General features: G+C 41.0%; 26 protein-coding genes. 2 read left to right on the top strand and 24 right to left on the bottom strand.

Annotation, left to right across the window (positions count from 1 at the left end; all coding sequences use genetic code 11):
* The 15 genes from aroC to DFR59_RS09020 all read right to left on the bottom strand — a co-directional run bounded on the left by aroC (position 1) and on the right by DFR59_RS09020 (position 13,806).
* Positions 1 to 1,173: a chorismate synthase gene (aroC, locus tag DFR59_RS09090; protein WP_114745317.1), complete on the bottom strand. Its 1,173-nt coding sequence runs from the start codon at positions 1,171 to 1,173 to the stop codon at positions 1 to 3.
* 150 nt (positions 1,174 to 1,323) lie between these two features.
* Entirely contained in the window at positions 1,324 to 2,097 is a 774-nt protein-coding gene (locus tag DFR59_RS09085) for a CheR family methyltransferase (protein ID WP_114745316.1), read from the bottom strand.
* A gap of 136 nt (positions 2,098 to 2,233) precedes the next feature.
* Positions 2,234 to 2,680: a nucleoside-diphosphate kinase gene (gene ndk, locus DFR59_RS09080; protein ID WP_114745315.1), complete on the bottom strand. Its 447-nt coding sequence runs from the start codon at positions 2,678 to 2,680 to the stop codon at positions 2,234 to 2,236.
* Positions 2,681 to 2,783: 103 nt separating this feature from the next.
* Entirely contained in the window at positions 2,784 to 3,746 is a 963-nt protein-coding gene (hepT, locus tag DFR59_RS09075; protein ID WP_114745314.1) for a heptaprenyl diphosphate synthase component II, read from the bottom strand.
* A 15-nt stretch (positions 3,747 to 3,761) separates the two neighbouring features.
* On the bottom strand, positions 3,762 to 4,466 hold the full coding sequence (locus DFR59_RS09070; RefSeq protein ID WP_114745313.1) for a demethylmenaquinone methyltransferase: 705 nt from the start codon (positions 4,464 to 4,466) through the stop codon (positions 3,762 to 3,764).
* 3 nt (positions 4,467 to 4,469) lie between these two features.
* The gene (locus tag DFR59_RS09065; RefSeq protein WP_245948426.1) at positions 4,470 to 5,294 is read right to left on the bottom strand and encodes a heptaprenyl diphosphate synthase component 1; all 825 of its coding nucleotides are present in this window, start codon (positions 5,292 to 5,294) and stop codon (positions 4,470 to 4,472) included.
* Positions 5,295 to 5,485: 191 nt separating this feature from the next.
* On the bottom strand, positions 5,486 to 5,710 hold the full coding sequence (gene mtrB / locus DFR59_RS09060) for a trp RNA-binding attenuation protein MtrB (protein ID WP_114745312.1): 225 nt from the start codon (positions 5,708 to 5,710) through the stop codon (positions 5,486 to 5,488).
* A 126-nt stretch (positions 5,711 to 5,836) separates the two neighbouring features.
* Entirely contained in the window at positions 5,837 to 6,406 is a 570-nt protein-coding gene (gene folE / locus DFR59_RS09055) for a GTP cyclohydrolase I FolE (RefSeq protein ID WP_114745311.1), read from the bottom strand.
* 175 nt (positions 6,407 to 6,581) lie between these two features.
* Positions 6,582 to 6,854 carry an HU family DNA-binding protein gene (locus DFR59_RS09050; RefSeq protein WP_121680748.1) on the bottom strand — a complete coding sequence of 91 codons (273 nt, stop codon included), beginning with the start codon at positions 6,852 to 6,854 and terminating at the stop codon, positions 6,582 to 6,584.
* Between the two features lie 781 nt (positions 6,855 to 7,635).
* Positions 7,636 to 9,114, bottom strand: coding sequence for a stage IV sporulation protein A (gene spoIVA, locus DFR59_RS09045; RefSeq protein WP_114745309.1), 1,479 nt, complete (start codon positions 9,112 to 9,114; stop codon positions 7,636 to 7,638).
* A 205-nt stretch (positions 9,115 to 9,319) separates the two neighbouring features.
* Positions 9,320 to 10,030, bottom strand: coding sequence for a hypothetical protein (locus tag DFR59_RS09040; RefSeq protein WP_425454704.1), 711 nt, complete (start codon positions 10,028 to 10,030; stop codon positions 9,320 to 9,322).
* A gap of 33 nt (positions 10,031 to 10,063) precedes the next feature.
* A complete protein-coding gene (locus tag DFR59_RS09035; protein ID WP_114745308.1) occupies positions 10,064 to 10,264 on the bottom strand; it encodes a DUF2768 domain-containing protein in 201 nt (66 codons plus the stop codon).
* 411 nt (positions 10,265 to 10,675) lie between these two features.
* Positions 10,676 to 11,731 (bottom strand): NAD(P)H-dependent glycerol-3-phosphate dehydrogenase, encoded by a 1,056-nt coding sequence (locus DFR59_RS09030; RefSeq protein WP_114745307.1) that lies wholly within the window; start codon positions 11,729 to 11,731, stop codon positions 10,676 to 10,678.
* Between the two features lie 16 nt (positions 11,732 to 11,747).
* Entirely contained in the window at positions 11,748 to 13,058 is a 1,311-nt protein-coding gene (gene der, locus DFR59_RS09025; RefSeq protein ID WP_114745306.1) for a ribosome biogenesis GTPase Der, read from the bottom strand.
* A gap of 145 nt (positions 13,059 to 13,203) precedes the next feature.
* A complete protein-coding gene (locus DFR59_RS09020; RefSeq protein WP_114745305.1) occupies positions 13,204 to 13,806 on the bottom strand; it encodes a YphA family membrane protein in 603 nt (200 codons plus the stop codon).
* A 103-nt stretch (positions 13,807 to 13,909) separates the two neighbouring features.
* On the opposite strand from DFR59_RS09020, the gene DFR59_RS09015 reads away from it, so the two are divergent.
* Positions 13,910 to 14,044 (top strand): YpzI family protein, encoded by a 135-nt coding sequence (locus tag DFR59_RS09015; RefSeq protein WP_114745304.1) that lies wholly within the window; start codon positions 13,910 to 13,912, stop codon positions 14,042 to 14,044.
* A 50-nt stretch (positions 14,045 to 14,094) separates the two neighbouring features.
* Here the strand turns inward: DFR59_RS09015 and fni are convergent, their stop codons facing one another.
* The 9 genes from fni to prsW form a co-directional block, all read right to left on the bottom strand.
* Positions 14,095 to 15,147 carry a type 2 isopentenyl-diphosphate Delta-isomerase gene (fni, locus tag DFR59_RS09010; RefSeq protein ID WP_114745303.1) on the bottom strand — a complete coding sequence of 351 codons (1,053 nt, stop codon included), beginning with the start codon at positions 15,145 to 15,147 and terminating at the stop codon, positions 14,095 to 14,097.
* A gap of 12 nt (positions 15,148 to 15,159) precedes the next feature.
* A complete protein-coding gene (gene rpsA, locus DFR59_RS09005; protein ID WP_114745302.1) occupies positions 15,160 to 16,293 on the bottom strand; it encodes a 30S ribosomal protein S1 in 1,134 nt (377 codons plus the stop codon).
* A 204-nt stretch (positions 16,294 to 16,497) separates the two neighbouring features.
* Positions 16,498 to 17,085 (bottom strand): lysophospholipid acyltransferase family protein, encoded by a 588-nt coding sequence (locus tag DFR59_RS09000; RefSeq protein WP_211318541.1) that lies wholly within the window; start codon positions 17,083 to 17,085, stop codon positions 16,498 to 16,500.
* The gene (gene cmk, locus DFR59_RS08995) at positions 17,082 to 17,756 is read right to left on the bottom strand and encodes a (d)CMP kinase (protein WP_114745301.1); all 675 of its coding nucleotides are present in this window, start codon (positions 17,754 to 17,756) and stop codon (positions 17,082 to 17,084) included. The genes DFR59_RS09000 and cmk overlap by 4 nt, the downstream gene beginning before the upstream one ends.
* 100 nt (positions 17,757 to 17,856) lie before the next feature.
* Complete coding sequence (locus DFR59_RS08990; protein ID WP_114745300.1) at positions 17,857 to 18,042, bottom strand: DUF5359 family protein; 186 nt, start codon at positions 18,040 to 18,042, stop codon at positions 17,857 to 17,859.
* Between the two features lie 78 nt (positions 18,043 to 18,120).
* A complete protein-coding gene (locus tag DFR59_RS08985; RefSeq protein WP_114745299.1) occupies positions 18,121 to 18,780 on the bottom strand; it encodes a flagellar brake protein in 660 nt (219 codons plus the stop codon).
* Between the two features lie 139 nt (positions 18,781 to 18,919).
* On the bottom strand, positions 18,920 to 20,281 hold the full coding sequence (gene ypeB / locus DFR59_RS08980) for a germination protein YpeB (RefSeq protein ID WP_114745298.1): 1,362 nt from the start codon (positions 20,279 to 20,281) through the stop codon (positions 18,920 to 18,922).
* 14 nt (positions 20,282 to 20,295) lie between these two features.
* Positions 20,296 to 21,123 (bottom strand): spore cortex-lytic enzyme, encoded by an 828-nt coding sequence (sleB, locus tag DFR59_RS08975; protein WP_114745297.1) that lies wholly within the window; start codon positions 21,121 to 21,123, stop codon positions 20,296 to 20,298.
* Positions 21,124 to 21,206: 83 nt separating this feature from the next.
* A complete protein-coding gene (prsW, locus tag DFR59_RS08970) occupies positions 21,207 to 21,884 on the bottom strand; it encodes a glutamic-type intramembrane protease PrsW (RefSeq protein ID WP_114745296.1) in 678 nt (225 codons plus the stop codon).
* A gap of 118 nt (positions 21,885 to 22,002) precedes the next feature.
* On the opposite strand from prsW, the gene DFR59_RS08965 reads away from it, so the two are divergent.
* Entirely contained in the window at positions 22,003 to 22,974 is a 972-nt protein-coding gene (locus DFR59_RS08965; protein ID WP_114745295.1) for an asparaginase, read from the top strand.
* The last annotated feature ends 5 nt before the right edge of the window (positions 22,975 to 22,979 follow it).

Below are 22,979 nucleotides of genomic sequence, written 5' to 3'. Positions count from 1 at the left end.
TTAATACTCCTTTGTATAACTGCGATGCTCTTCAATGGCCTTCTCGAGGGCATCGAAGCGGTCGCTTGAGAATTGATCGACAATCGCACAGGCGAGTTCCCATGAAACGGCTGCTTCAGCTACGACTGCAGCTGCCGGCACCGCACAGCTGTCTGAACGTTCAATGCTCGCCGTAAACGGTTCTTTTGTTTCAATGTCGACGCTTTGCAATGGTTTATATAATGTTGGTATCGGCTTCATGACTCCCCTGACAATGATAGGCATGCCAGTAGACATGCCGCCCTCGAAACCGCCGAGTCGATTCGTTTTTCTTGTATACCCCTGTTCTTCTGACCAGGTGATTTCATCATGGACTTCGCTTCCCGGCTTGTCTGCCATCTCGAAGCCTAGGCCAAACTCAACACCCTTAAACGCATTGATACTGACGATTGCCCTTGCAAGCTTTGCATCCAGCTTTCGATCGAAATGAACGTAGCTGCCTACACCTGATGGCATACCATCCACAATCACTTCTACAATCCCGCCGATGGAATCCCCGTTTTTCTTTGCATCATCGATTGCTGCCATCATTTTTAATTCCGCTTCAGAATCCAGGCACCGGACTTCAGATGCTTCAGATCGTTGTTGTATTTCACGGATAGATGCCCGGTATGTTTGAGCAGCTTGGACTCCTCCAATTTTCACTACATGAGATGCTACTTCAACTCCCAAGTGTTTAAGCAGTTGTTTTGCAACCGCACCTGCTGCCACTCTTACCGTTGTTTCCCTGGCGGAAGAACGCTCTAATACATTCCTTAAGTCACGGTGGCCATATTTCATTCCACCGACTAGATCCGCATGACCGGGACGGGGCCGCTGAATCTTGCGTTTGATTTCTTCCTCTTCATCATGACTGATCGGTTCGATTCCCATGATTTTTGTCCAATGCTTCCAATCTTTGTTTTCGACCGTAAGCGTTACGGGAGAACCTAAAGTATACCCATGACGGACCCCGCTGGAAATGACAGCCTGATCCTTTTCTATCTGCATCCTTCTGCCTCTTCCATATCCTTTCTGCCTTCTTGCCAATTCATTATTAATATCCTGCTCCGTCAATGGCATACCTGCGGGCAGTCCTTCAATTATCGTGGTTAATTTTGGTCCATGGGACTCTCCTGCTGTTAAATATCTCATATTCTTTCCCCCTTCAACTCGTTAAAGGATATATGTTTTCCACTATAACATAACATTATTGTCTGCTACCAGAGATAAATTTAATGCAAAAAGAAAAAAGGTCATCCACCTGTCCAATGAAACTCGACAGGTATCAGCCCTTCCCTCCTACTATTGTTTTTGATAGAAAAAAGTATCTTCAATGGCGAAATTAAAAATGCCTGGATTGAATATTTGTTCGGTACTTCCGACAAACAGGGTGCCGCCTTGCCTTAATGAAGCACTGAAGTTCTGATAGATTTCACTTTTTGCTTCCTCTGTAAAATAAATCAGTACGTTCCTGCATACAATCAAGTCCATTTGCTGAGGGTATGGGTCTGCCAGAAGGTTATGACTTTTAAATTCAACCGTTTTTTTGATGTCCTCGCTGATTTTGTAGAAGGAACCTTCTTTATTAAAGAATTTCTTCTTCATATCTGAAGGCACTTCATTCAATGACCTCTCAGGATATACTCCCATCTTGGCACGCTGGATGGCATTCCTGTCAATATCTGAAGCCAGAATGGATACTTTGGACAGCGGCATGAATTTAGAAAGGATCATGGCAAGCGTATACGGTTCCTCTCCTGTGGAACAGGCTGCACTCCAGATTTTAAGGCTGTTTTTTTCTGACAAGAGCCTCGGGATGATTTTATTCTCCAATACAAACCACCTGGCTGCATTTCTGTAAAATTCAGATACATTGATCGTCATCCGATCCAAAAATTCGTTAAATAAAAGATCGTCCTTCTGCATGGCTTCATAATAATTTAAAAAAGAGGAGTACCCCTTTCTTTCATATAATGACGTCAATCTTCTTTTCATTTGTGCTTCCTTATATAAGGAAAGATCGATGCCGGATTTATTTTTGATATTTAGTACAAATTGATTGTAATCATGAGCCATTCTCTTATCCCCCGGGTATGTAGGTATCTTTTTATATTTCCATTATATCGAAAAATGTGAAAATGGGGGCAGGAAAATCAAAAAGCTGTCCAAAAGTGAATACTTTCAGACAGCTTCTTAATTTTTTTACTATGGATTAGTAAACCCACTCAGAGATTAACTTGGAATATTCAACCAGTTCTTCTTGCTTGAAGAATAAGCCAATTTCTCTTTCAGCACTCTCAGGAGAATCTGAACCATGGATGATATTTTTGCCGACTGTTACAGCAAAATCACCGCGGATTGTTCCTGGAGCTGATTCTTTAGGGTTTGTAGCTCCCATCATAAGACGAGCAGTTGAAATGACATTTTCCCCTTCCCAAACCATTGCAAATACTGGTCCGGAAGTAATGAAATCTACTAATTCCCCAAAGAATGGGCGCTCTTTATGCTCACCATAATGCTGCTCGGCAAGTTCTTTAGAAATACTCATTAGTTTCGCACCAGCAAGGTGAAAACCTTTTTTCTCAAAACGAGCAACGATCTCACCGATTACTCCACGCTGCACACCATCAGGTTTTACCATTAAAAAAGTTTTTTCCACAATTACCCACTCCTATTGTATGTATAAGTGATTCTGTTTTGGACAACCCACGAAAATAGTAACACTGATTGGTGGTTTTGGCAACGTTTCCATTTTAAATTTTCTAATATTTTCGCTTACCGATATAATTTGCAATATCTCTGAACGTCTTCTTTGTCCGTCCATTCGGAAGGCCTTCCAAGATGCCAAGAGCCTTATCGAGATAACGCTGGCTGATTTTATGGGACTCTTCAATAGCACCTGTCCGCTTGATAAGCTCAATCAAAGAGTTCATCTCTTCCTTTGTAGTCTCTTCATTTACTAGAATGATTTTTTCTTTCACTGATTGATCAGTCATAGCAAATAGGACTGGAAGAGTGATGTTTCCCTGAAGGAGATCGCTTCCTGCAGGTTTGCCCAATTCTTTTTCCGTAGCGGTGAAATCAAGGATATCATCGGTGATTTGAAAAGACATCCCCACGTAGTAGCCAAATAAAAACAGTTTCTTATGTATAGGCTCTTCTGCTCCAGAAGCTATGGCCCCAAGCTGGCAGCTGACTGCTATCAATAGTGCAGTCTTTCTTTTGATCCTGCGGAAATAATCCCGGAGGTTTTGATTATATCTATATTTATCTTTGATTTGTTCGATTTCCCCGATACATACTTCAACAATTGTATTCGCAAGAATCTTATGTGCTTCAACCGCCTCGACGTTCGTCATATATTCAAGGGATTTGGCAAAGATATAATCCCCTGTATACATGGCAATGCGATTGTCCCATTTCGCTTTAATGGTGGGTTTTCCCCTTCTCAACTCGGCATCATCGATTACATCATCATGAACAAGTGAAGCCATATGGATCAGTTCAAGCGCCACAGCGACATTCTTAATCGTTTGAATATCATACCGTCCGAATTTAGCAGCCAGCAGAACGAAAACAGGGCGGATGCGTTTTCCGCCCGCCTGCAGCAAATGGAGGGAAGCCTCACTCAGTAAAGGAGAATGAGATTCAATTGCTTTTTCCAGCTCTTTTTCGATTAAATCGATATCCGCTTTTAAAAACGAATACATCATGTTTAATTTCATACCATTTCCACCCGCTTAAGAATTCGTATCTTTGTAGCCCATATGCATTGCAGCAGCACCGCCGCTATATGGCTTGTACTTCACATTTCGAAATCCTGCTTTTTCAAACAGCTTTGCCAATTCTTTCATCCCCGGAAAATCCCGTGCAGATTCCTGCAGCCAGGAGTACTCATTGTAGCTCTTAGCAAACATTCTTCCGAAGACCGGCATGATAAATCGAAAATAAAAATAAAATAGTTGTCGGTAGACAGGCATTGTCGGCTGGGAAGTTTCAAGACAAACGGCAATCCCGCCCGGTTTCAAAACCCTGTTCATTTCTTTTAGAACATGCAGATAATCCGGTACATTCCTTAACCCGAAGCCGATCGTAACATAGTCGAAAGTATTATTATCAAATGGGAGTTCCATCGCATTTCCATGGATAAGTTCAATTTGGGGGATGTCCTTTACTTTTTCTTTGCCTATTTGAAGCATATTTTTACTGAAGTCGAGTCCCACAACCCTGCCGTCTTTTCCGACTGCATCAGAAAGCGCTATGGTCCAATCAGCTGTTCCACAGCACACATCAAGTGCAGCAGACCCTTTTTTAACATCCATTTCCTTCATCGTATCTTTGCGCCACCGTTTATGCTGCTGAAAACTGATGACTGAATTCATTTGGTCATAATTATCCGAAATTTTTTCAAAGACTTTATGGACTCTCTGTTCCTTAGATTGCATAACTTATCCTTCCTCTGCATAAAGTTTCGAAATCGCTGAACGGCGATTAGTGATCTGGTTGATTCTTTCGAGGAGAAATTCATTAGGAACAGGGAACTTATGGACCAATTGATCTATTAATTCTTTTGTATGCTCAATGTATTTCTCGCAAATTCTAAGCAGCATCCTGTTCTGATCTGGAGAAAGCTCTTGATTTAGTTCGACTTTTGCAAAAGAGAATTTTTTCAGTCCTTCAAACAAGACGCTTGTTCCCTTTTGAATGAATTGTTCCTTTTCCTCGACCAATCTCTTTAAAAAGAGAAACTGTTCCCCGAGGCGTGCAATCACTTTCTCATTTTCATTGAAATAAGTGCAGAACTTTTCAAAAATGGATATTTCCACTTTCTTCAGACTCGCCATGAATGCTTCTATGTTTTGACTTTCTTTTTCATAAATCGCAATCTTATGTTCATTCACAAGCTTGATCCCTTGGGCAAGGGTTCTGACTAATGTGACGTTTTCGAGGTCAGCCAACAGCTTGTAATACAACCCGCTGAAGTAGTCTCCTGCAAGAACAGTAAGTTGACGCTCCTTCAATCGGTCTTCCTCATGATTATTTATTCTTTCATGGGTATCAAGGGCAATTTGAACAAGCATGGCTGTTGTCACATATTTTTCCACTTCATCAGTTCCCAGCTCTCCGTCTTGGATGCTTGAAAGAAAAAATAGGATGCGGTCTTCATCGATGACCGGATCTACTATAAATTGCTGAAGGTAGGAATGTGTCAATTTTTGTTGGATCTTTTCTTTTATCACAGCAACCTGCTGCATGCTTTGTTGCAAATTCATAACCCTGTATCCCCATTTCTCTGCAGAAAAATATCTTTTAGTATACGAATAAAACGATTATGTAGTAGTATGCCAGAAAATTTAAAAGTCTTAAATAACCAGCAGACCAAGTGTATAAGCCATTGATGATTATATCATAAAAAAGGAGCAACTAGCGAATATCCGCTATTTTTTAAGAAATGTACAGGAATTCATTCACTGTCGACTTCCCCGACATTCGTTATGATCTTCGCATTGCCGCGGATTTTGATGGCTGATGTATGTTCAGTGAATTGAGCTATCATGACTTCACCCTTATCGAGCTTTTCGGAGTGATGAAAGCGCGTATCCGTTCCTCTCGTCAATCCAATCACGCTTACTCCATCTTCCAATGCTTTTATCACAACATAGTCGCTCTGGTTATTGGCATTCTTCATCTTTCAATCATCCCTTCAATAAGAATAAGAGCCAACCCAATCCTGCAGCAATATCCCAAACTCTTCAACTAGCTTGTCAGGAGGCTGCTTACAGTTATTTTTGAGTCAGCTTCTTAATTTCATGTATTAAGATTTATGAATCAATGACAGGACTTCAGCCCTTGCAGTACGATCTTCTGCGAATGATCCCCTCACTGCAGTCGTAACGGTGCTTGAGCCTGGTTTTTGTACACCTCTCATCGTCATGCACATATGCTCAGCTTCCACCACTACCATAGCTCCATGCGGCTCCAGCTTTTCCATGATGGCCTCTGCTACTGTTGAAGTTATCCTTTCTTGCAGCTGAGGTCTTCTTGCAACAGTTTCCACAGCACGTGCGAGCTTGCTTAATCCAGTAACTTTTCCGTTTTTCGGAATATATGCAACATGCGCCTTTCCGTAAAAAGGAACAAGATGATGTTCACACATTGAGTAAAATGGGATGTCCTTTACAAGAACCAATTCTTCGTGGTCCTCCCCAAATACCGTTTCAAAATATTCTTTAGGATCCTTATTCAGTCCGCTGAATACTTCTTCATACATTTTCGCAACTCGTTTCGGCGTGTCCAATAGCCCTTCACGATTTGGATCTTCCCCAATGGCCTCTAATATCAAACGCACGGCCTCTTCAATCTGTGCGCGGTTCACTTCTCCCATGATGCTTCTTCCTCCTACACTTCTAGTGATTCCATTATGTTGATAACATGTTTTATATTAGCACAACCACCCCTCTACAGCAAAGGAGAGTGTTCTATCATAGAGTGTACCCGTAAATTGAAAAGAGGGCAGCCGTAATGGCTACCCTCTTCACTATGCATATTCGCATATGTACTTACTTAACAGCTTCTTTAAGCGCTTTACCTGGTTTGAAAGCAGGTACTTTGCTTGCTGCGATTTCGATTTCTTCACCAGTTTGTGGGTTGCGTCCTTTACGAGCCGCGCGCTCACGTACTTCGAAGTTTCCGAAACCAATAAGTTGTACTTTATCACCTTTTGCTAAAGCATCTTGAATAGATTCGAAAACAGCATCAACTGCTTTAGTAGCGTCCTTTTTAGAAAGCTCAGTTGCTTCTGCAACAGCATTGATTAATTCTGTCTTGTTCATGCCATTCACCTCCTCCCAAATTATGTTCTTACAGTTGTTTTCCTTATTAATTACATTTGTAAACATAATTGACGATTTCTATACATCAAAATGTGTAAAAACCGCATGAATCGTGGATGTATAAGGCATCAACAACAATTCTGTTAAAAGATTATCATAATAAATTTGCCTTAGCAAGAATAATTCGATAAATAATGGGAATCTTTTCTTTTTTGAAACATAAATGTAATAAGATATTCCTTTTTTCTCCTAAAAATAGACTTAAAAGGCAGAGTGTTTTTTGATGCTCTGCCTCTTCTGGATGGCTGTCACGCTCTGGATTTTGACGAATTATGTTTGCTTATCTCTAATTTTCCCAGTAATCGCGCTTTGGCTTCTAGCTCCCTCCAGAGAAACTGGCCATTTTGAATGGCCGGCAGTCGGCAGATATGTCTCCAGATGCCCATTGGTGCATATAAATTTAGTTTTAGCGCATAAACCACTTCGTCCGGCGCATAGCAGGGTTTTCTCGCGCATACAGCATAAAGCGTGGCGCATAGCTTGGATTTTTTCGCGCATAGACACTAGGGAGAGCTCATAATCACCTTGATCCTCTTGCTATTTTCCCTTTCCGTCTCTCTTCAGGAACAATTTTTCAGTTCAGGCACATCCAATTTGTACACCTTCACACCTGGAATGTAGAAAATTGTATGTATTTTTTAAAAAAATATCCAAAATAATAGATTCCATCTCTCCACAAAAATAAAGCCGAGCATCCAATTGGGTGCTCGGCAGTTATAACTTATAGGATAATGGCGATTAAACCGCCTGAACCTTCATTGATGATCCGTTCAAGAGTTTCTTTTAATTTATATCTTGCATTCTCAGGCATCAATGAAAGCTTCGCTTGAATTCCTTCTCTGACAATGGAGCTGAGGCTTCTTCCGAAAATATCGGAACTCCAGATAGAAAGTGGATCATCCTCAAAATCCTGCATTAAATAGCGGACCAGTTCTTCACTCTGCTTCTCAGTCCCGATGATCGGAGCAAATTCAGACTCGACATCGACTTTAATCATATGAATGGAAGGTGCCACCGCTTTCAGCCTTACACCAAATCTAGCCCCTTGACGAATGATTTCTGGTTCATCCAGGCTCATATCGGCCAGGGATGGGGCTGCAATGCCGTAGCCTGTTTGCTTCACCATCCTTAATGCATCCGCAACTTGATCATACTCTGCTTTGGCATGAGCAAAGTCCTGCATCAATTCCAGCAGGTGGTCCTTGCCTCGAATTTCAACCCCTACAATTTCCTTAAGGACCTCGTCATACAGTTCATCCGGGGCATATAAATCGATTTCTGCGACACCCTGCCCCATATCGATTCCCGCCAATCCTGCCCGGTCGATAAATTCGAAATCACTGAAGTATTGAACCACGCGGTCGACATCTCTCAAACGCTTGATGTCTTTAACTGTTTCCTTCACCGCTTCTTGGTAATTTTCACGCAGCCAATGATTTTCATTGAGCACCATGACCCAGCTCGGAAGATTGACATTGACTTCTAATACAGGGAATTCAAACAAAGCTTCCCTAAGGACATTCATTACATCATTCTCACGCATGCTTTCCACTGACATGGCAACAACCGGGATATCATATTTCTCTGCTAATTTGCTTCTCAAAGCATCAGTTTCAGGATGATGCGGTCTTGCGGAGTTGATGACCATAATGAACGGCTTGCCGACTTCCTTCAACTCCTCAATCACTCTCTCCTCCGCTTCTACATAATCATAGCGGGGAATTTCACCGATCGTGCCATCAGTTGTAATGACTACACCTATCGTTGAGTGTTCTTGAATGACCTTCCTTGTACCGATTTCGGCAGCCTCATGGAACGGAATCGGTTCTTCATACCATGGAGTATGGATCATTCTTGGTCCATTCTCATCTTCATAGCCTTTTGCCCCTGGAACTGTATAGCCTACACAGTCCACAAGGCGGATATTCACTTCAAGGCCTTCATCGACATGGACTGAAATGGCCTGATTTGGAACAAACTTTGGTTCTGTTGTCATAATGGTTTTTCCTGCTGCACTTTGAGGAAGCTCATCCTGTGCTCGAGCACGCTCCCCTTCATTTGAAATATTAGGAAGAACGACAAGCTCCATGAATTTTTTTATGAATGTTGATTTACCTGTTCGAACCGCCCCTACTACACCTAAATAAATATCACCGCCGGTTCTTTCGGCAATATCCTTGAAAATATCGACCTTTTCCAAGAGATTCCCTCCCATTCAATGAGTTCCGGGATATTTCATCCGTAACTATTAGTAGACACTATATATTTATGATGTTGTCCTATTCTGTTATGACTAAAATTTTCTTTTTCCCCCTTAAAATTGATAAATCATTGATACATTCCAAAAGAAAAGAATAAAAAAAGACCCTTCTTCAACAATATATTGTGCTGAAGAAGGGTTATGCCTATTTTGTCATGAAAACAGGCTCATTATTTTGATCTACTGTATACGGCATTGAATATGCCGGCACAAAGTCAGAGTCCTCAACCAGAATTGACCTGATATCATCTCCTGGTTTGAATTCGGTTTTCTTATGCTTTTTTAATGCTTCGTAAAGGTCGCTTCGATAGTCGACAAATACGTCTCCTGCCCCGTTCAGAACAAATGATAAATTTTTTTGTGAATAGGGAGAGACTGCATAAGGTTCTTCCTTATACCCAATCCTTTTATAGTCAATGGAATACACATTATCAGCCAATTCCGACTTAAAAGGAGGATAGTCAAGGGCTTGCATCCTGATTTTCATATCCCGGATTTTATCAGCCATTCTCAAATCAAAGATTTTTACGGTTGGATTTTTTTCAACGTCTACCAGGACATATTGAAAGATCCCGCCGCTTTCGAATGCATTACCAGGCGGTTCAGCCATATATTTAGGAGTTATCCGCTGAAAATCAATTGGATATTTTTCGAATATTGGCGTTTTTTGATCCCGTGTTTTAATAGGCAGGATTCCACCGTTTGCTGCTTTAAATTGATCAACAGCAGACTGCACCGATTGGATCTGTTCTTTATATGGGATCTTATTTTGAGCCAATTCATCCTGTGGATACATGCATCCACTTAGTGAAAAAATGAGCATCATCAGAAAGGATGCTTTAAAAAAGGCTTTCAAAGTATCTTTCTCCTTTCATTTTTGCTGTGGCAGCTAGCTATTTGGACTTGAAAATACGACATAGACCATCAAAAGTCCGCTTAAAATTAAAAATATGTATGCAAAAAAGGCTATGATAAATTTCACTGGTTTCATTTTTATTTTATATCTGCTTAAATAAATCGTCAGTATCGATAAAATCATCAGACCCATAGAAGCAAAGGATATCCACATTTTCAACATACCAGGAGACATGTCCACCCCTCCTTTAACAAAGGCTCTTTTCACATAGTTTGCTGCTTTAGACATTCAAATAGAATAGCTTATGTAATCTAAGTAGAAAATTTCATCTAAAAAGAGCCTGGACACTCTATTTCAACGCGCCAAACAGCTATTTTTACGTTAAAATCGGCATTAAGATTTTAACAATAATGTATACAAAAATAGCATAACTAATAACCGGTAGTAATTATACCACATGAAATCCATGGGAATTATGTATATTTATTTAAATCGTAATCGTTTTCACAAAAAAATTGGACAAAGAAAAACTGAAGCAGGTGTTTCCTGCCTCAGTTTTACTGACGATGCGCCATCCCCGGCTTTAAAGCGTTTATTCTTCATCTATATCCTATGCTGAAACATTCAGCATGCATCAATAAATGCCTATTCTTCGAATAATCTTTCGCCTAAAATATTGACTAAATCGTCCATTTCATTCGTTTTTCCCCTTGCCATCAAGCGGTCGACAGCATCTTTAGGGTTTACTTCGTTGACTAAAATGTTGTATAAGGCATCTGTAATCGGCATATTCACATCATATTTTTTAGAAAGCTGATAAGCAGCCTTCGTCGTTCTGACGCCTTCTACCACCATTCCCATACTTGACAGGACATCATCCAGCTTCATTCCTTTTCCAAGCATGTTCCCAGCACGCCAGTTTCTGGAATGGACGCTTGTACATGTGACAATTAAATCACCAATTCCCGCTAGTCCTGAGAACGTCAATGGATTTGCCCCCATCTTAGTGCCAAGGCGGGCAATTTCAGCCAATCCCCTTGTAATCAAAGCTGCTTTTGCATTATCTCCATAGCCAAGACCATCCGCAATACCCGCAGCAAGAGCAATGATATTCTTCAACGCTCCTCCGATTTCAACTCCAATGATATCAGTATTGGTGTAGACCCGGAAATTTTGATTCATGAAAAGATCCTGGACTCTTTTGGCAGCTTCCATATTAAGGGAAGACACGGTCACTGTCGTCGGGTGTCTGAGACTCACCTCTTCTGCATGGCTTGGACCTGATAAAACAACGATGTCCTCAACAAGCGATTCAGGCATTTCATCCTCAATCATCTCAGAAATCCTCAAATGGGTATCAGGCTCAATCCCTTTACTCACATGCACAATTGTAAAAGGTGAATGTGCAAATCCTTTGATCTTATTCAATACTTCCCGGATGGCTTTTGTCGGCACAGCCAGGATGATGGTTTTTACAGAATCAAGGGACTCTTCCAATTGGCTATACCCTTGAATGCCGTCCGGCAGTAGAATGCCTGGAAGATATTTTTCATTTTTCTTCTCTTCATTGATTCTCTGAATATGATCGGCATTATGTCCCCAAAGACGGACATCATGTCCATTATCAGCAAGTACCATTGCAAGGGCCGTCCCCCAGCTTCCTGCACCGAGGACAGCAATTTTTTCTGAGTGCTTCACCATCTTCACCTACTTTTTATTAATTCCTGGATCTTGAAATAATCCGGATAGGCGTACCTTCAAAACCAAAGGCTTCCCTGATCCTATTTTCTAAAAATCTCTGATAGGAGAAATGCATCAGTTCCGGTTCGTTGACAAAGACCACAAAAGTCGGCGGTTTAACAGCCACTTGGGTCGCATAATAAACTCTTAAACGCTTGCCTTTATCTGTCGGCGTCGGGTTCGTTGCGATAGCATCCATGATGACCTCATTCAGAATGCTGGATTGAACGCGTAAAGAATGATTTTCGCTTGCCATATCAATCATCGGCATAAGTGTATGAACCCTTTTCTTCGTTTTAGCTGATAAGAAAACTACTGGAGCATAGCTCAAGAATTGGAAATGTTCCCTGATATTCTGCTCGAAAAGTTTCATAGTCTTTTCATCTTTTTCAACGGCATCCCATTTATTCACAACGATGATTACCGCTCTGCCAGATTCATGGGCATATCCAGCGATCCGCTTGTCCTGTTCGCGGATCCCTTCTTCCCCATTCAGGACAACAAGGACGACATCAGATCTTTCTATAGCCCGCAATGCACGAAGCACACTGTATTTTTCAGTGCTTTCATACACCTTCCCTTTTTTTCTCATTCCAGCTGTATCAATTACAACATATTCTTGTTCATCAAAAGTAAAGACAGAGTCTATCGCATCCCTTGTCGTTCCTTCGATATCACTCACAATGACACGGTCTTCGCCAATGAGTGCATTGAATAAAGAGGATTTCCCTACATTAGGTCGGCCAATCAAACTAAACTTTATAACGTTTTCGCCATATTGGTCCCCTTCATCACTTGGGAAGAATTTAGCGGCTTCATCCAGCAAATCTCCCAGGCCTAAGCCATGTGACCCCGAGATTGGATATGGTTCGCCAAATCCCAATGCATAAAAATCATAAATCATTTCTTTCATATCAGGGTTGTCTATTTTATTCACGGCTAAGACAACCGGTTTTTTTGTTTTATAAAGAATTTTTGCAACCTCTTCATCCGCAGAGGTGACACCTTCACGGCCATTGACTAAAAAGATGATGACGTCCGCTTCATCAATAGCAATTTCCGCTTGATGCCTGATTTGTTCCATAAAAGGCGCATCGCTTATTTCGATGCCTCCTGTATCAATAATATTAAATTCATGAGTAAGCCATTCTGCACTGCTATAAATACGGTCTCTCGTAACTCCTGGAATATCTTCGACGATGGAAATCCTCTCGCCGACTATTCGGTTGAAAATAGTTGATTTACCTACATTAGGGCGACCGACTATGGCAACAACTGGTTTTGTCATGATTTTCACCCTTTCTTTAGCGACATTTAAGTACATATCTTTTTTTTATCATAAACATTCAGGATAAAGAAAACCCTTCTCTTTAGAAGGGTCTAACTTATATATATTATCAATAATCTCCCCGCTAGGCAATAAGAATCCGTATTTAGCCCTGTTTTCCCTTCCCGATATTTTGTTTGGCTTCAAAGTATCCAGAGATGACTTTCATTCCTTCGATGGCCAGAAAAATGGTGCTTACATAAGCTGCGACATCCAGTATTTCAGGCGAGCCTATCGGCATATTCATTCCCCATTGATTTAAAAGGATAGCAGTGGCGGCATGCCCAAAAAACAGGCCAAGGTATAATGACAGCATGCTCTTCTTTAAATCGCCTGGAGTCATCATTTGAATGAGAAAAAATAGGAATAGTGAAAGCATCCATTTGGGGTCAAAGATCACCCACACCGGATCGAATATTTTCATCAGCATGAACCCGCCTGTACCTGCGCAGATGGTAAGGCTGTATATAAGCAATTTCAATTTTTCAAGCAGGGAATAAGAAGTAAGTTCTATCATACAAAACAGAAAGATGACAATGGCAGCAACTTGGATTGAAAGAGTTGAAATGTCAATCACATATGGATATACCGCAATTGTACCAAGGCTTAAAATTGACAAGGAAAACCTTCTTGGTGCATGCTTCTCCATAAAAAAAGTACTCCATATCCAAACAATCCATAATAGCCACAAAAAATAAACCCCTTCCATCCATAATCCACCATCCTTTCAGTACCATTATGGTAAAGAAAAGAAAAGTTTATCCATGAATAGAGATTATTTGTTAGGAAAAGTTACTCATAGGAGGTGCAGCATGGGAAAAGACAGACAAGAAAAGAAATTAAAAGCAGGCAAGACCGTGGAATCAGATCGTGATCAGGCTCTACATTATAAAGGTTCTTCCAAACTAGAAGGCCCGGAAGAAGCAAGAAACAGGCAGCGCGGCTGATTTGGGCATACAAAAAGGAGGTCGTTTTCTTTCAAGACGACCTCCTTTAATTATGTTCTTTGACTATATTTTTTTGTATCAATTCCACGCTGCTTTAAAAAGTGGAATGAGTCCCCTGAAATCATAACCGGGGCCATTTGCAGTTCTTGGATTGTCGGACGGCCAAGCGCACACATCATGACCTTCATATCTTCCTTCAGTTCAGAGATTTCAGAGATTAAAGCATCCAAACCATCCTGCATTAAGGTTTTTAACAATGGGCCGGCCATCCCGGCAGCAGAAGCCCCAAGGCTAATTGCTTTCAATATGTCATCAGCGCCCTTGATGCCTCCTGAGGCTAACACAGGTATAGAAGGCGCCCCATGAGTAATTTCAACTACAGAAACAGCAGTAGGGATCCCCCATTCATTAAAATATTCCAATATTCTTTTCCTTCTGGAATTTTCAATTTCAGCAAAATTCGTCCCGCCATATCCGCCTGCATCAATCGCAAATGGTGACACAGAAGCCAATTTTTTTGCAGTTTCCATACTAATGCCAGCACCAGTTTCCTTTATAATCACTGGAACGCCGACAGAACTTATAATGGCATGAATCCTCTCCAAGGCCCCTTTAAAGTCTCTGTCGCCTTCAGGCATGGTTAATTCCTGAATCACATTCAAATGAATTTGCAGAACATCAGCCCTGAGCATTTCAACTGCTTCTTTCGCTTGGTCAACCGTTGCCTCACTTCCTAAGTTGGCAAAGACAATACCATCTGGATTCACTTTTCGAACAATCTCGAAAGAAGGTCTTTCTGATTTGTCTTTTATGGCTCCCATCTGAGAGCCTACAGCCATGGCAGTATTTGTTTCCCGCGCAGCAATGGCGATCTGTTCATTGATTTCCTGTGTTTTAGCCCCGCCACCACCAGTCATGGCATTAATAAAAAGAGGCGAACTTAAATAAAGTTCGCCTATGACCGTATTTAAGGTGACGTCATCCAATGAAAGATCAGGAAGGCTCTGATGTACAAAGTGTATATCAGCAAATCCTGCCTGACCATTATTTCCTGTTGTAAGTGCATATTTTATATGCTCCAGTTTGCGCTTAGCCCTTGTCAATTCACATCACCATTATTTTAAGTCTTTTAGTTTATCTCCAATCATTTCACCGAGCTGGAAACCTGTGTTTTCTTCAGGCAATTCATACTTTTCCTCAAAATCCGCCTTATCTTCAAATTCTTTCATGCTTAATGAAAGACGCTGATCCGCTTCGTTAACATCAAGGACTTTAACATCAACTTCCTGTCCTTCCGTAAGGACTTCATGCGGAGTACCAATATGTTTGTGGGAAATTTGTGAAATATGAACGAGACCTTCTACACCAGGGAAGACTTCCACAAAAGCACCGTATGAAACGATTCTTTTAACAGTACCTTTCAGTACCTGACCCCTTGGTGCTTTTTCACTTAGATTTGACCATGGTCCAGGCTGTGTTTCTTTGATGGATAGGGAAATCCTCTCATTATCGCGGTCAACAGAAAGAATTTTTACTTTTACAGTATCCCCTTCAGAAACAACATCAGACGGTTTTTCCACATGCTCATAAGATAATTGGGAAATGTGAACAAGACCATCAATTCCACCAATATCTACAAAAGCGCCGAAATCCGTTAAACGCTGAACCTTTCCTTCAATAATCTGCCCCGTTTCCAGTTTTTCAAGCAGGCCTTTTTTCTTCTCTTCTTTTTCTCCTTGAATAACAGCACGATGAGATAAAATCAGTCGATTTTTCTCTTCATCAAGTTCAACAATCTTAAATGTCAGTGTCTTGCCTTTATAGTCTGTAAAATCTTCAACGAAATGGTCTTCTACCAAGGAAGCGGGCACAAACCCTCTTACTCCTAGATCGACAACCAAACCGCCTTTTACGACTTCCTTGACCTCTGCTTCAAATACTTTTCCTTCTTCGAAGCGCTGCTTCATTTCATCCCAAGCCTTTTCAGCGTCTACTTTACGCTTAGAAAGGACTAATAGTTCTTCTTCGACTTTAGTCACGATTAAATCCAGCTCATCGCCTTCATTGACAACATCGGAAGCTTTTTCCACATGAAGACTCGACAATTCGCTGATCGGAACAATTCCATCCAGTTTACTGCCTGAGATATCAACAAGAACTTGTTTCTCTTCGACCTTTGTTACAGTGCCTTTTACTTTATCACCTTCTGCAAAGGATCTTACTTCAACTTGATTCATGTCATCTGCCATATGTACTCCTCCTTAGTCCAACTGCTGAAATATGCAAAGGTAATGATGATGAATAGGCTGCTTATCGTGTCCGATGACACAACGTTTGTAGCATCGGCCTAATTAACCATCTTTATCGATAATGCAAAAATCGCATTATTCTAAAAAATAATACCTACTATAAAGGTCTAACAAATAAAGACATTTGTCAAGTAATGACGCTTATTATTGATGTTTTTCTATCAATTCATTTATATGGGCCATTATGACTTCCGTCACGATATCAGCCGACTTTTTTGCTTCCCTTAATTCTGTCATGTCAATCGGCTGCCCAAATACCACTTTCAGCTTTCGGAATGCTTTATAAGGACCAATGATGGCACAAGGTATAATATACGCTTCAGATCTTGAAGCAAAGAATCCGGCTCCAGCAAGACCTTTTCCCAATTTACCATCTTTACTTCTTGTACCCTCTGGAAATAATCCTAAAACCTTCCCCTCTTTTAAAACGGCTAAACCTTTACGAAGTGCTTCCCGGTCGCTCATTCCCCTCTTGACAGGAAAAGCATTCAAATTCCCTACAGCCTTTCCCAATACGGGTACCTTAAACAATTCCTCTTTTGCCATAAAGCTGACCGGGCGGGGTGTACAAATTCCCACTACAGGCGGGTCAAAGTTATGAATGTGGTTTGTGCAGAGCAGAACTCCCCCTTCTTTCGGAAAATTCTCTGCACCAATAACTTCAATTTTGTATAGGGGTTTGAAGACCGAGCTTACCACCCCTTTGGCAAAATCGTAAAACGTCACCATCATCCAATCCTTTCTTGTGCCAAATCTGTAATTTTTTCAACTACCTGTCCAATGGACAATGAAGTTGTATCGATTACCACAGCGTCATCGGCTTTTTTCAAAGGAGCAACTTCACGTTCCGAATCCAGCTGATCGCGCTTTTCAATTTCCTGCATCAAAGTGTTAAGGTCGGAATCAAAGCCTTTCGCTTGATTTTCTTCATGGCGGCGCTTTGCTCGTTCCTCTACGCTCGCAAGTAAGAATACCTTCAATTCCGCTTTCGGAAGGACATGAGTTCCAATATCCCTTCCGTCCATCACTACTCCGCCTTCTGTTGCGAAATCTTGCTGCCTTCTGACCATTTCACTCCGGACGCCACCATGCTTGGCAACGATGGACACTTGATTGGTCACGTCGGAAAATCGGATTTCTTTCGTGACATCTTGGGAATCGATAAAAACAAGCTGTCCATTTTCTCCCGGCTTCAAAGAAATCTCTATCTTGCCCAGTGCTTCCACCAGCGCTTTTTCATCCATCAAATCAATTTGATTCTGCAATGCATGATAGGTAAGTGCACGATACATGGCACCAGTATCTATATAAATATAAGAAAAATTCTCTGCAACAATCTTTGCGACTGTACTTTTGCCAGCAGCAGCTGGTCCATCAATAGCGATACTAATTTTTTTCTCCATAAAATCCACCTATTCTTTTCATTAACTTCACTAATTAACCAACCATTATTTTATCATAAAACGCAAAAAAATCATTTTCTATTTAAAAAAAGCAGGGTATTTACCTGCTTTGCGGCTCGAGAACATCCAAAATCTCGCTGTATTTCATTTTTTCCACTCCCTCATACAGGAGCAGCCTGTTCATTTGCGGCAGCCAATTATAATGATGCAGGAATAATTGCGCAGCAAGCAATCCAATTAGTTGGATGATAGTTAATTTAATGATCCATCTTTCAACCATTTCCATTTTTCCCACTCCATTCTTTCATTAGTATGGAAGGGAAAATGGGTATTATTCACATTTATCCATCTATTTAGGCTGGATTTAATTCATTACACGCTTTCTTTTCATGATGAGCTGCCTGTCAAAGCAGAATCTGAATAAGAGCTGCTGATGAAGATTTTCAATATCAGTAAATTGTATGGAAGCTATCTGGAGTCTGTTATTTTCCCAGACCCTCGATACTTTTGCATCAAGATTCAGATAGTGGTATTCGCCTGTCTGCATCGGTAAAACCAATAAAACCTTGCCGGTCATTCCTTTTTTCACATTGTGTCCTTGAGGAAGCAAGACTGCACATCCACCTGCAGAAATATCTTCTGTAATCGAGGAAAGAACCACTTCTTGACCATCGAGCTTCAATTCAAGATTGACATCCACAGAAGTTTCCACCCTGACATATTGCCGTCTTTGCACCTTTATGATTTCTTCCGGACCAGGATAATGCAGAATGATCATCGGCAGATTCTTTTTCGCCCTTCCAAGAACTTCGGTTTCAAATTGGTAAACCGCATTATCCTCCAGAATGTAGCTGGCGCTTAATTGCATTCCATCCAACAAAAATGCTGTTCTATCTGTATCAATATTCACAGGGTAATCGATATAAATCCTTGTCCCTTGAATATCGTGGACCTTGCATTTATATTTTTCCTTCTGCCCATCCCGCAATGGTTCCAAGTTCAATACTGCCCCAATGTTTATCATATCGCTCCCCCTTCCAGCAAAACTATAAAATAAGCTATTTTTTCCATTATTGCATGGATTCCGCAAACTTTCTATAGTTTTTTGGCCGGGTATTTTCGAGCACCATATAAAAAAGAAAGGGGTTTTCCCCCTTTCTTTATCAGACCCCTTTTTTTACTATATCTTCATAGATCGGTTCAGCATTTTGTAATTTTTCTACTTTTTCCTCCGTACCGCTGCTGGCGTTGATGAAAATTCGGTACGTGTCATGGCCGAGAGTACCCATGAATTCATAACAGAGTACTTCTTCCCCAAGCTCATTGATAATGATGGCTCTCCGCTGTTCCATTACTTTCAATTTAGGATTTAAGTAGCCTTTCGCATCTTTAAGAGAAATTCCAGCTTCGGGTATATTCCTCGTATGATGGCTTTGAAGGAAATCCTGGGCTGCAAAACCTACGATTTGGCCATTATCAAGTGCTACTTTCATTTTGATTGCATCAGGATAAATTCTCACACCTTTGACGGTTTGGACAAAAGAGAATACTCCTACCGAATCATATTGAGAGCTTTCAAACAGCTCCAGGTCTTTATAATTATTTTTCTTGAGAAAGTCTGCCGCTTTATTTGAGGCATCGTTCAAGCTGATTTTAACGTCTTTGATGTCCCTGTTTTGTATAAGATAGATTGGATATCCGCCTTTTTTGGTGATATCAAGGCTCGCTTCCTGGCCTTTGGCATTTTTGAGCAGCACACTATAAAATCCATAGCTTGAGCCCTTTCCATTCTCTGTTACCTTTACATTTTTTGTATTAGGCATCTGCGTATAGCGGCGGGCTATTTCTACAGCTTGCTTTTTAGTTATTTCTTTCCCATTTAAATATTTATAATTTTCATCCCTGCTTTGATAACTGACAAAGGACGGACCGCCGATATTTGATTCTTCATATCCTTGCACTTTTTTCTCTACTGTTTTGAACCCATCAATAATCGTATTGTCAGCATTTTCCCTTCCATTAGCCAATGCCATTTCGACATCCATCCAACGCAGGTTATTTTTCAATACAAGATGCTGAACCCTTCTCAGCTCGCCCTGAATATCTTCACTTTGCTTATAAAGGTTTTGAAGCTGGGCATATTCGTCCTTTGTGAGCGGTTTTTTATCTAAATCCCTTATAGCCGTCCGATAACTGAATCCACCAATATTGGAGAGAAATTCTTCCGTTTTATTGAAAGGAAGCAGTGTAAGCGGCAGCTGGCCAACATCGCCATGCGCTTCAGACGTCAGCCTCCATACATCTGCTAATGCAGGAGAAAGTGATTTCCTTGAATTCATGGCCAAAGTGGTCCCGATTTTATCATGAAGAAGATCCATTTGATATGTCAAATCATGAAACGCCCGTTGATAGTTATTTTCCGCATTGATAAGGATCGCGTTCTTTTCTTGGTGTTCTTGATACCCCCAATAAGCGGAACCAATGACGGCAATGGCTAAGACTGTTATTAATATCGTTCTGATCATTATGTTTCACCTCACTATTTACAGAAGATGTGTTTCCCTATTTGTTTGATTTGCGGCCTTGACCAAATCCAATCGCTTGTCGCTGTTGCAGGGTTGAAATAGTAGAGCGCACTTCCAGAAGGATCCCATCCGTTAATTGCATCTATTACTGCTTTTTTCGAAGTTTCATTGGGAGTCAGCCATATTTGCCCATCGGCTACAGCTGTGAATGCCCCTGGTTCAAAAATAACCCCTGAGACCGTGTTAGGGAACGACGGAGAGTCTATACGGTTCAAAATGACAGCAGCCACAGCCACCTGTCCTTCATAGGGCTCACCCCTTGATTCTCCATAAACCGCGTTGGCGAGCAATTGGATGTCATTTTGCGAATAGCCATTTGGAGTATTGACTGCCGTAGGCTTATTTTTAGACGCCGTTCCTTTTGGTGCAGCCTTCTTCCCTCCGGCAGTTTGCTTGTTGGCATCCACCCCGCCGTAATACGTAAACTTATTTCCTTTATTAACCTGGTTCTTCACAAATTCCTTATTGTATTTTGATGCTTTCACTAATTTTTGCTTTGCTTCCGCTCCAGCTAACCCATCGATGGGAAGGCCAAATTCGCTTTGGAAATTCCTTAACGCCCAATAGGTGCCCCATCCGAACACACCATCAATTTTCCCTTTGTAATACCCTATGTATTGCAAACGGGCTTGCAGCTCAATCACATCATCACCTACAGCGCCTCTTTGGATGACCTGATTAGTAAAAGCTTTTGCAGAATGGGTATTGGCCGCGACGGGGAAAGTCAATATGCAAAAAGCTATGCAGACGAATAGTTTCTTTGAAATAGTGCCATTTTTCATTTTGCCTGAACCTCCAAATGATGTATTAGCATTAAATGTAGTTTCTGTTCTTGAAGGTATTTTATACAAAAAAAGAACCACTCTTAAAGAGCGGTCCCATTCCGTTGATGATGTTCTATTGTCAGTTCCTTTGCCTGCCTTACTTTGCGAAGCCCCAGCCACCACAAAAACAGCATGAATGGAATCATATAATAAATCCAGCTTCGCTCAGTCAGAATGATAAAGTCGTATAAGCCATGAAGTAGAAAAGGAACAAAAAAGGATAGAAAAATCCACTTTTTCTTTTTATCCTGTGAAGAAAATTTAGCTTTTCCTAAATAAAATCCCATGATCACCCCAAAAAGGGCATGGCTGGAGACAGGAAGAACCGCCCTTCCAAGCGCGTGCTCTACACCATTCGCAAACAAATATAAAATATTTTCAACAGTGGCAAAGCCCAAAGAAACGCTTGCCCCGTAAACAATTCCATCATAGGGCTCATTAAAATCCCCATGCTGGTAGATCGTAAAAATCAAAATGAACCATTTGAAAAATTCTTCCATCAATGCAGCTGAAAGAAACGCCTTAGACCAATTAAAATGAAAAACGTTTTCCACACTGAAAACATATTGAACGAACATTATTGGGAAAGTAAGGACAGCCCCATATAAAAATGCCTTAAAGACCATCAAAACAGGTTCGGATTCGTATTGATCCTTCAAATAAAAATAACTTAAAATTGCCAGACCGGGCGCGATTCCAGCTGATAAAACCATCAGCATAGCATTGTCCTCTTTTCATTCTGTTTCCTTAATCGTATCATGTAATATGAGGGATGAAAATAGATTTTCACAACCGGTCAGCTGAATACCGGAAAGCTCTTATTGGAGGTAGACTTCTATGAAGAAAAAAATACTTGTCATACACACCGGCGGGACAATTTCCATGATGGAAGACCCCACAGGTTCAGTCATTCCAGGTTCCGAGAATCCTCTTGTAGCCCAAACAAGCCAATTGGAGAGCATGGCTGAGCTTTATGTTATTGAGCCATTCCATCTTCCATCTCCGCATGTTACACCAAGAGAGATGATGGAACTAAAACTGATAATAGAAAATGAGTATTCTTCACACGGTGTTGAGGGAGTGGTGATTACCCACGGTACCGACACACTCGAAGAAACAGCTTACTTTTTAGACCTTACTGTTAAAGCTCCCATTCCAATTGTCGTTACAGGAGCAATGAGATCGAGCAATGAAATCGGAGCAGACGGTTTATATAACTTAATGTCATCCATCAGGGTTGCATCTAGTGAAGATGCAATCGATAAAGGTGTACTTGTTGTGTTGAATGATGAAATTCACACCGCTAAAAATGTAACGAAGACACATACAAGCAACGTTTCCACTTTTCAAAGTCCACAGTACGGTCCAATTGGCATTGTTACGAAAAGAGGAGTTGTTTTCCATCATTCTCCTACCTATAAAGAATGCTACAATATAAATGGCATCTCCAACAAAGTAAGTTTGATCAAGGCATATGCAGGACTTGATTCATCTTTATTCCATGCCATTAAAGAGCTTGATTACGATGGAGTTGTAGTGGAAGCGTTAGGCCAAGGAAATCTTCCTCCTGCCTCGGTGGAGGGAATCAAGGCATTAATAGAGAAAAATATCCCTGTTGTGCTTGTGTCTCGATGCTTCAATGGAATCGCTCAGGATATTTATGGATATGAAGGCGGCGGGAAGGATCTAAGGGATCACGGAGTCATCTTTTCCAATGGACTCAACGGGCAAAAAGCAAGATTGAAGCTCTTAATTGCTTTATCACACACGAAGGATATTGAAGAAATACGAGATATATTTACTCACTAAAAAGA

The sequence above is a fragment of the Falsibacillus pallidus genome, assembly GCF_003350505.1.
Lineage (GTDB): Bacteria > Bacillota > Bacilli > Bacillales > DSM-25281 > Falsibacillus > Falsibacillus pallidus.
Note: the sequence above shows the minus strand (reverse complement) of the source record. Positions and strands in the feature narration are given on the sequence as shown.

Coding starts and splice junctions, on each gene's coding strand:
- aroC (WP_114745317.1), bottom strand. CDS start 1,173: ATGAGATATTTAACAGCAGGAGAGTCCCATGGACCAAAATTAACCACG.
- DFR59_RS09085 (WP_114745316.1), bottom strand. CDS start 2,097: ATGGCTCATGATTACAATCAATTTGTACTAAATATCAAAAATAAATCC.
- hepT (WP_114745314.1), bottom strand. CDS start 3,746: ATGAAATTAAACATGATGTATTCGTTTTTAAAAGCGGATATCGATTTA.
- DFR59_RS09070 (WP_114745313.1), bottom strand. CDS start 4,466: ATGCAATCTAAGGAACAGAGAGTCCATAAAGTCTTTGAAAAAATTTCG.
- DFR59_RS09065 (WP_245948426.1), bottom strand. CDS start 5,294: ATGAATTTGCAACAAAGCATGCAGCAGGTTGCTGTGATAAAAGAAAAG.
- mtrB (WP_114745312.1), bottom strand. CDS start 5,710: ATGAAGAATGCCAATAACCAGAGCGACTATGTTGTGATAAAAGCATTG.
- folE (WP_114745311.1), bottom strand. CDS start 6,406: ATGGGAGAAGTGAACCGCGCACAGATTGAAGAGGCCGTGCGTTTGATA.
- DFR59_RS09050 (WP_121680748.1), bottom strand. CDS start 6,854: ATGAACAAGACAGAATTAATCAATGCTGTTGCAGAAGCAACTGAGCTT.
- DFR59_RS09035 (WP_114745308.1), bottom strand. CDS start 10,264: ATGTCTCCTGGTATGTTGAAAATGTGGATATCCTTTGCTTCTATGGGT.
- DFR59_RS09030 (WP_114745307.1), bottom strand. CDS start 11,731: ATGGTGAAGCACTCAGAAAAAATTGCTGTCCTCGGTGCAGGAAGCTGG.
- der (WP_114745306.1), bottom strand. CDS start 13,058: ATGACAAAACCAGTTGTTGCCATAGTCGGTCGCCCTAATGTAGGTAAA.
- DFR59_RS09020 (WP_114745305.1), bottom strand. CDS start 13,806: ATGGAAGGGGTTTATTTTTTGTGGCTATTATGGATTGTTTGGATATGG.
- DFR59_RS09015 (WP_114745304.1), top strand. CDS start 13,910: ATGGGAAAAGACAGACAAGAAAAGAAATTAAAAGCAGGCAAGACCGTG.
- rpsA (WP_114745302.1), bottom strand. CDS start 16,293: ATGGCAGATGACATGAATCAAGTTGAAGTAAGATCCTTTGCAGAAGGT.
- DFR59_RS09000 (WP_211318541.1), bottom strand. CDS start 17,085: ATGATGGTGACGTTTTACGATTTTGCCAAAGGGGTGGTAAGCTCGGTC.
- cmk (WP_114745301.1), bottom strand. CDS start 17,756: ATGGAGAAAAAAATTAGTATCGCTATTGATGGACCAGCTGCTGCTGGC.
- DFR59_RS08990 (WP_114745300.1), bottom strand. CDS start 18,042: ATGGAAATGGTTGAAAGATGGATCATTAAATTAACTATCATCCAACTA.
- DFR59_RS08985 (WP_114745299.1), bottom strand. CDS start 18,780: ATGATAAACATTGGGGCAGTATTGAACTTGGAACCATTGCGGGATGGG.
- ypeB (WP_114745298.1), bottom strand. CDS start 20,281: ATGATCAGAACGATATTAATAACAGTCTTAGCCATTGCCGTCATTGGT.
- sleB (WP_114745297.1), bottom strand. CDS start 21,123: ATGAAAAATGGCACTATTTCAAAGAAACTATTCGTCTGCATAGCTTTT.
- prsW (WP_114745296.1), bottom strand. CDS start 21,884: ATGCTGATGGTTTTATCAGCTGGAATCGCGCCCGGTCTGGCAATTTTA.
- DFR59_RS08965 (WP_114745295.1), top strand. CDS start 22,003: ATGAAGAAAAAAATACTTGTCATACACACCGGCGGGACAATTTCCATG.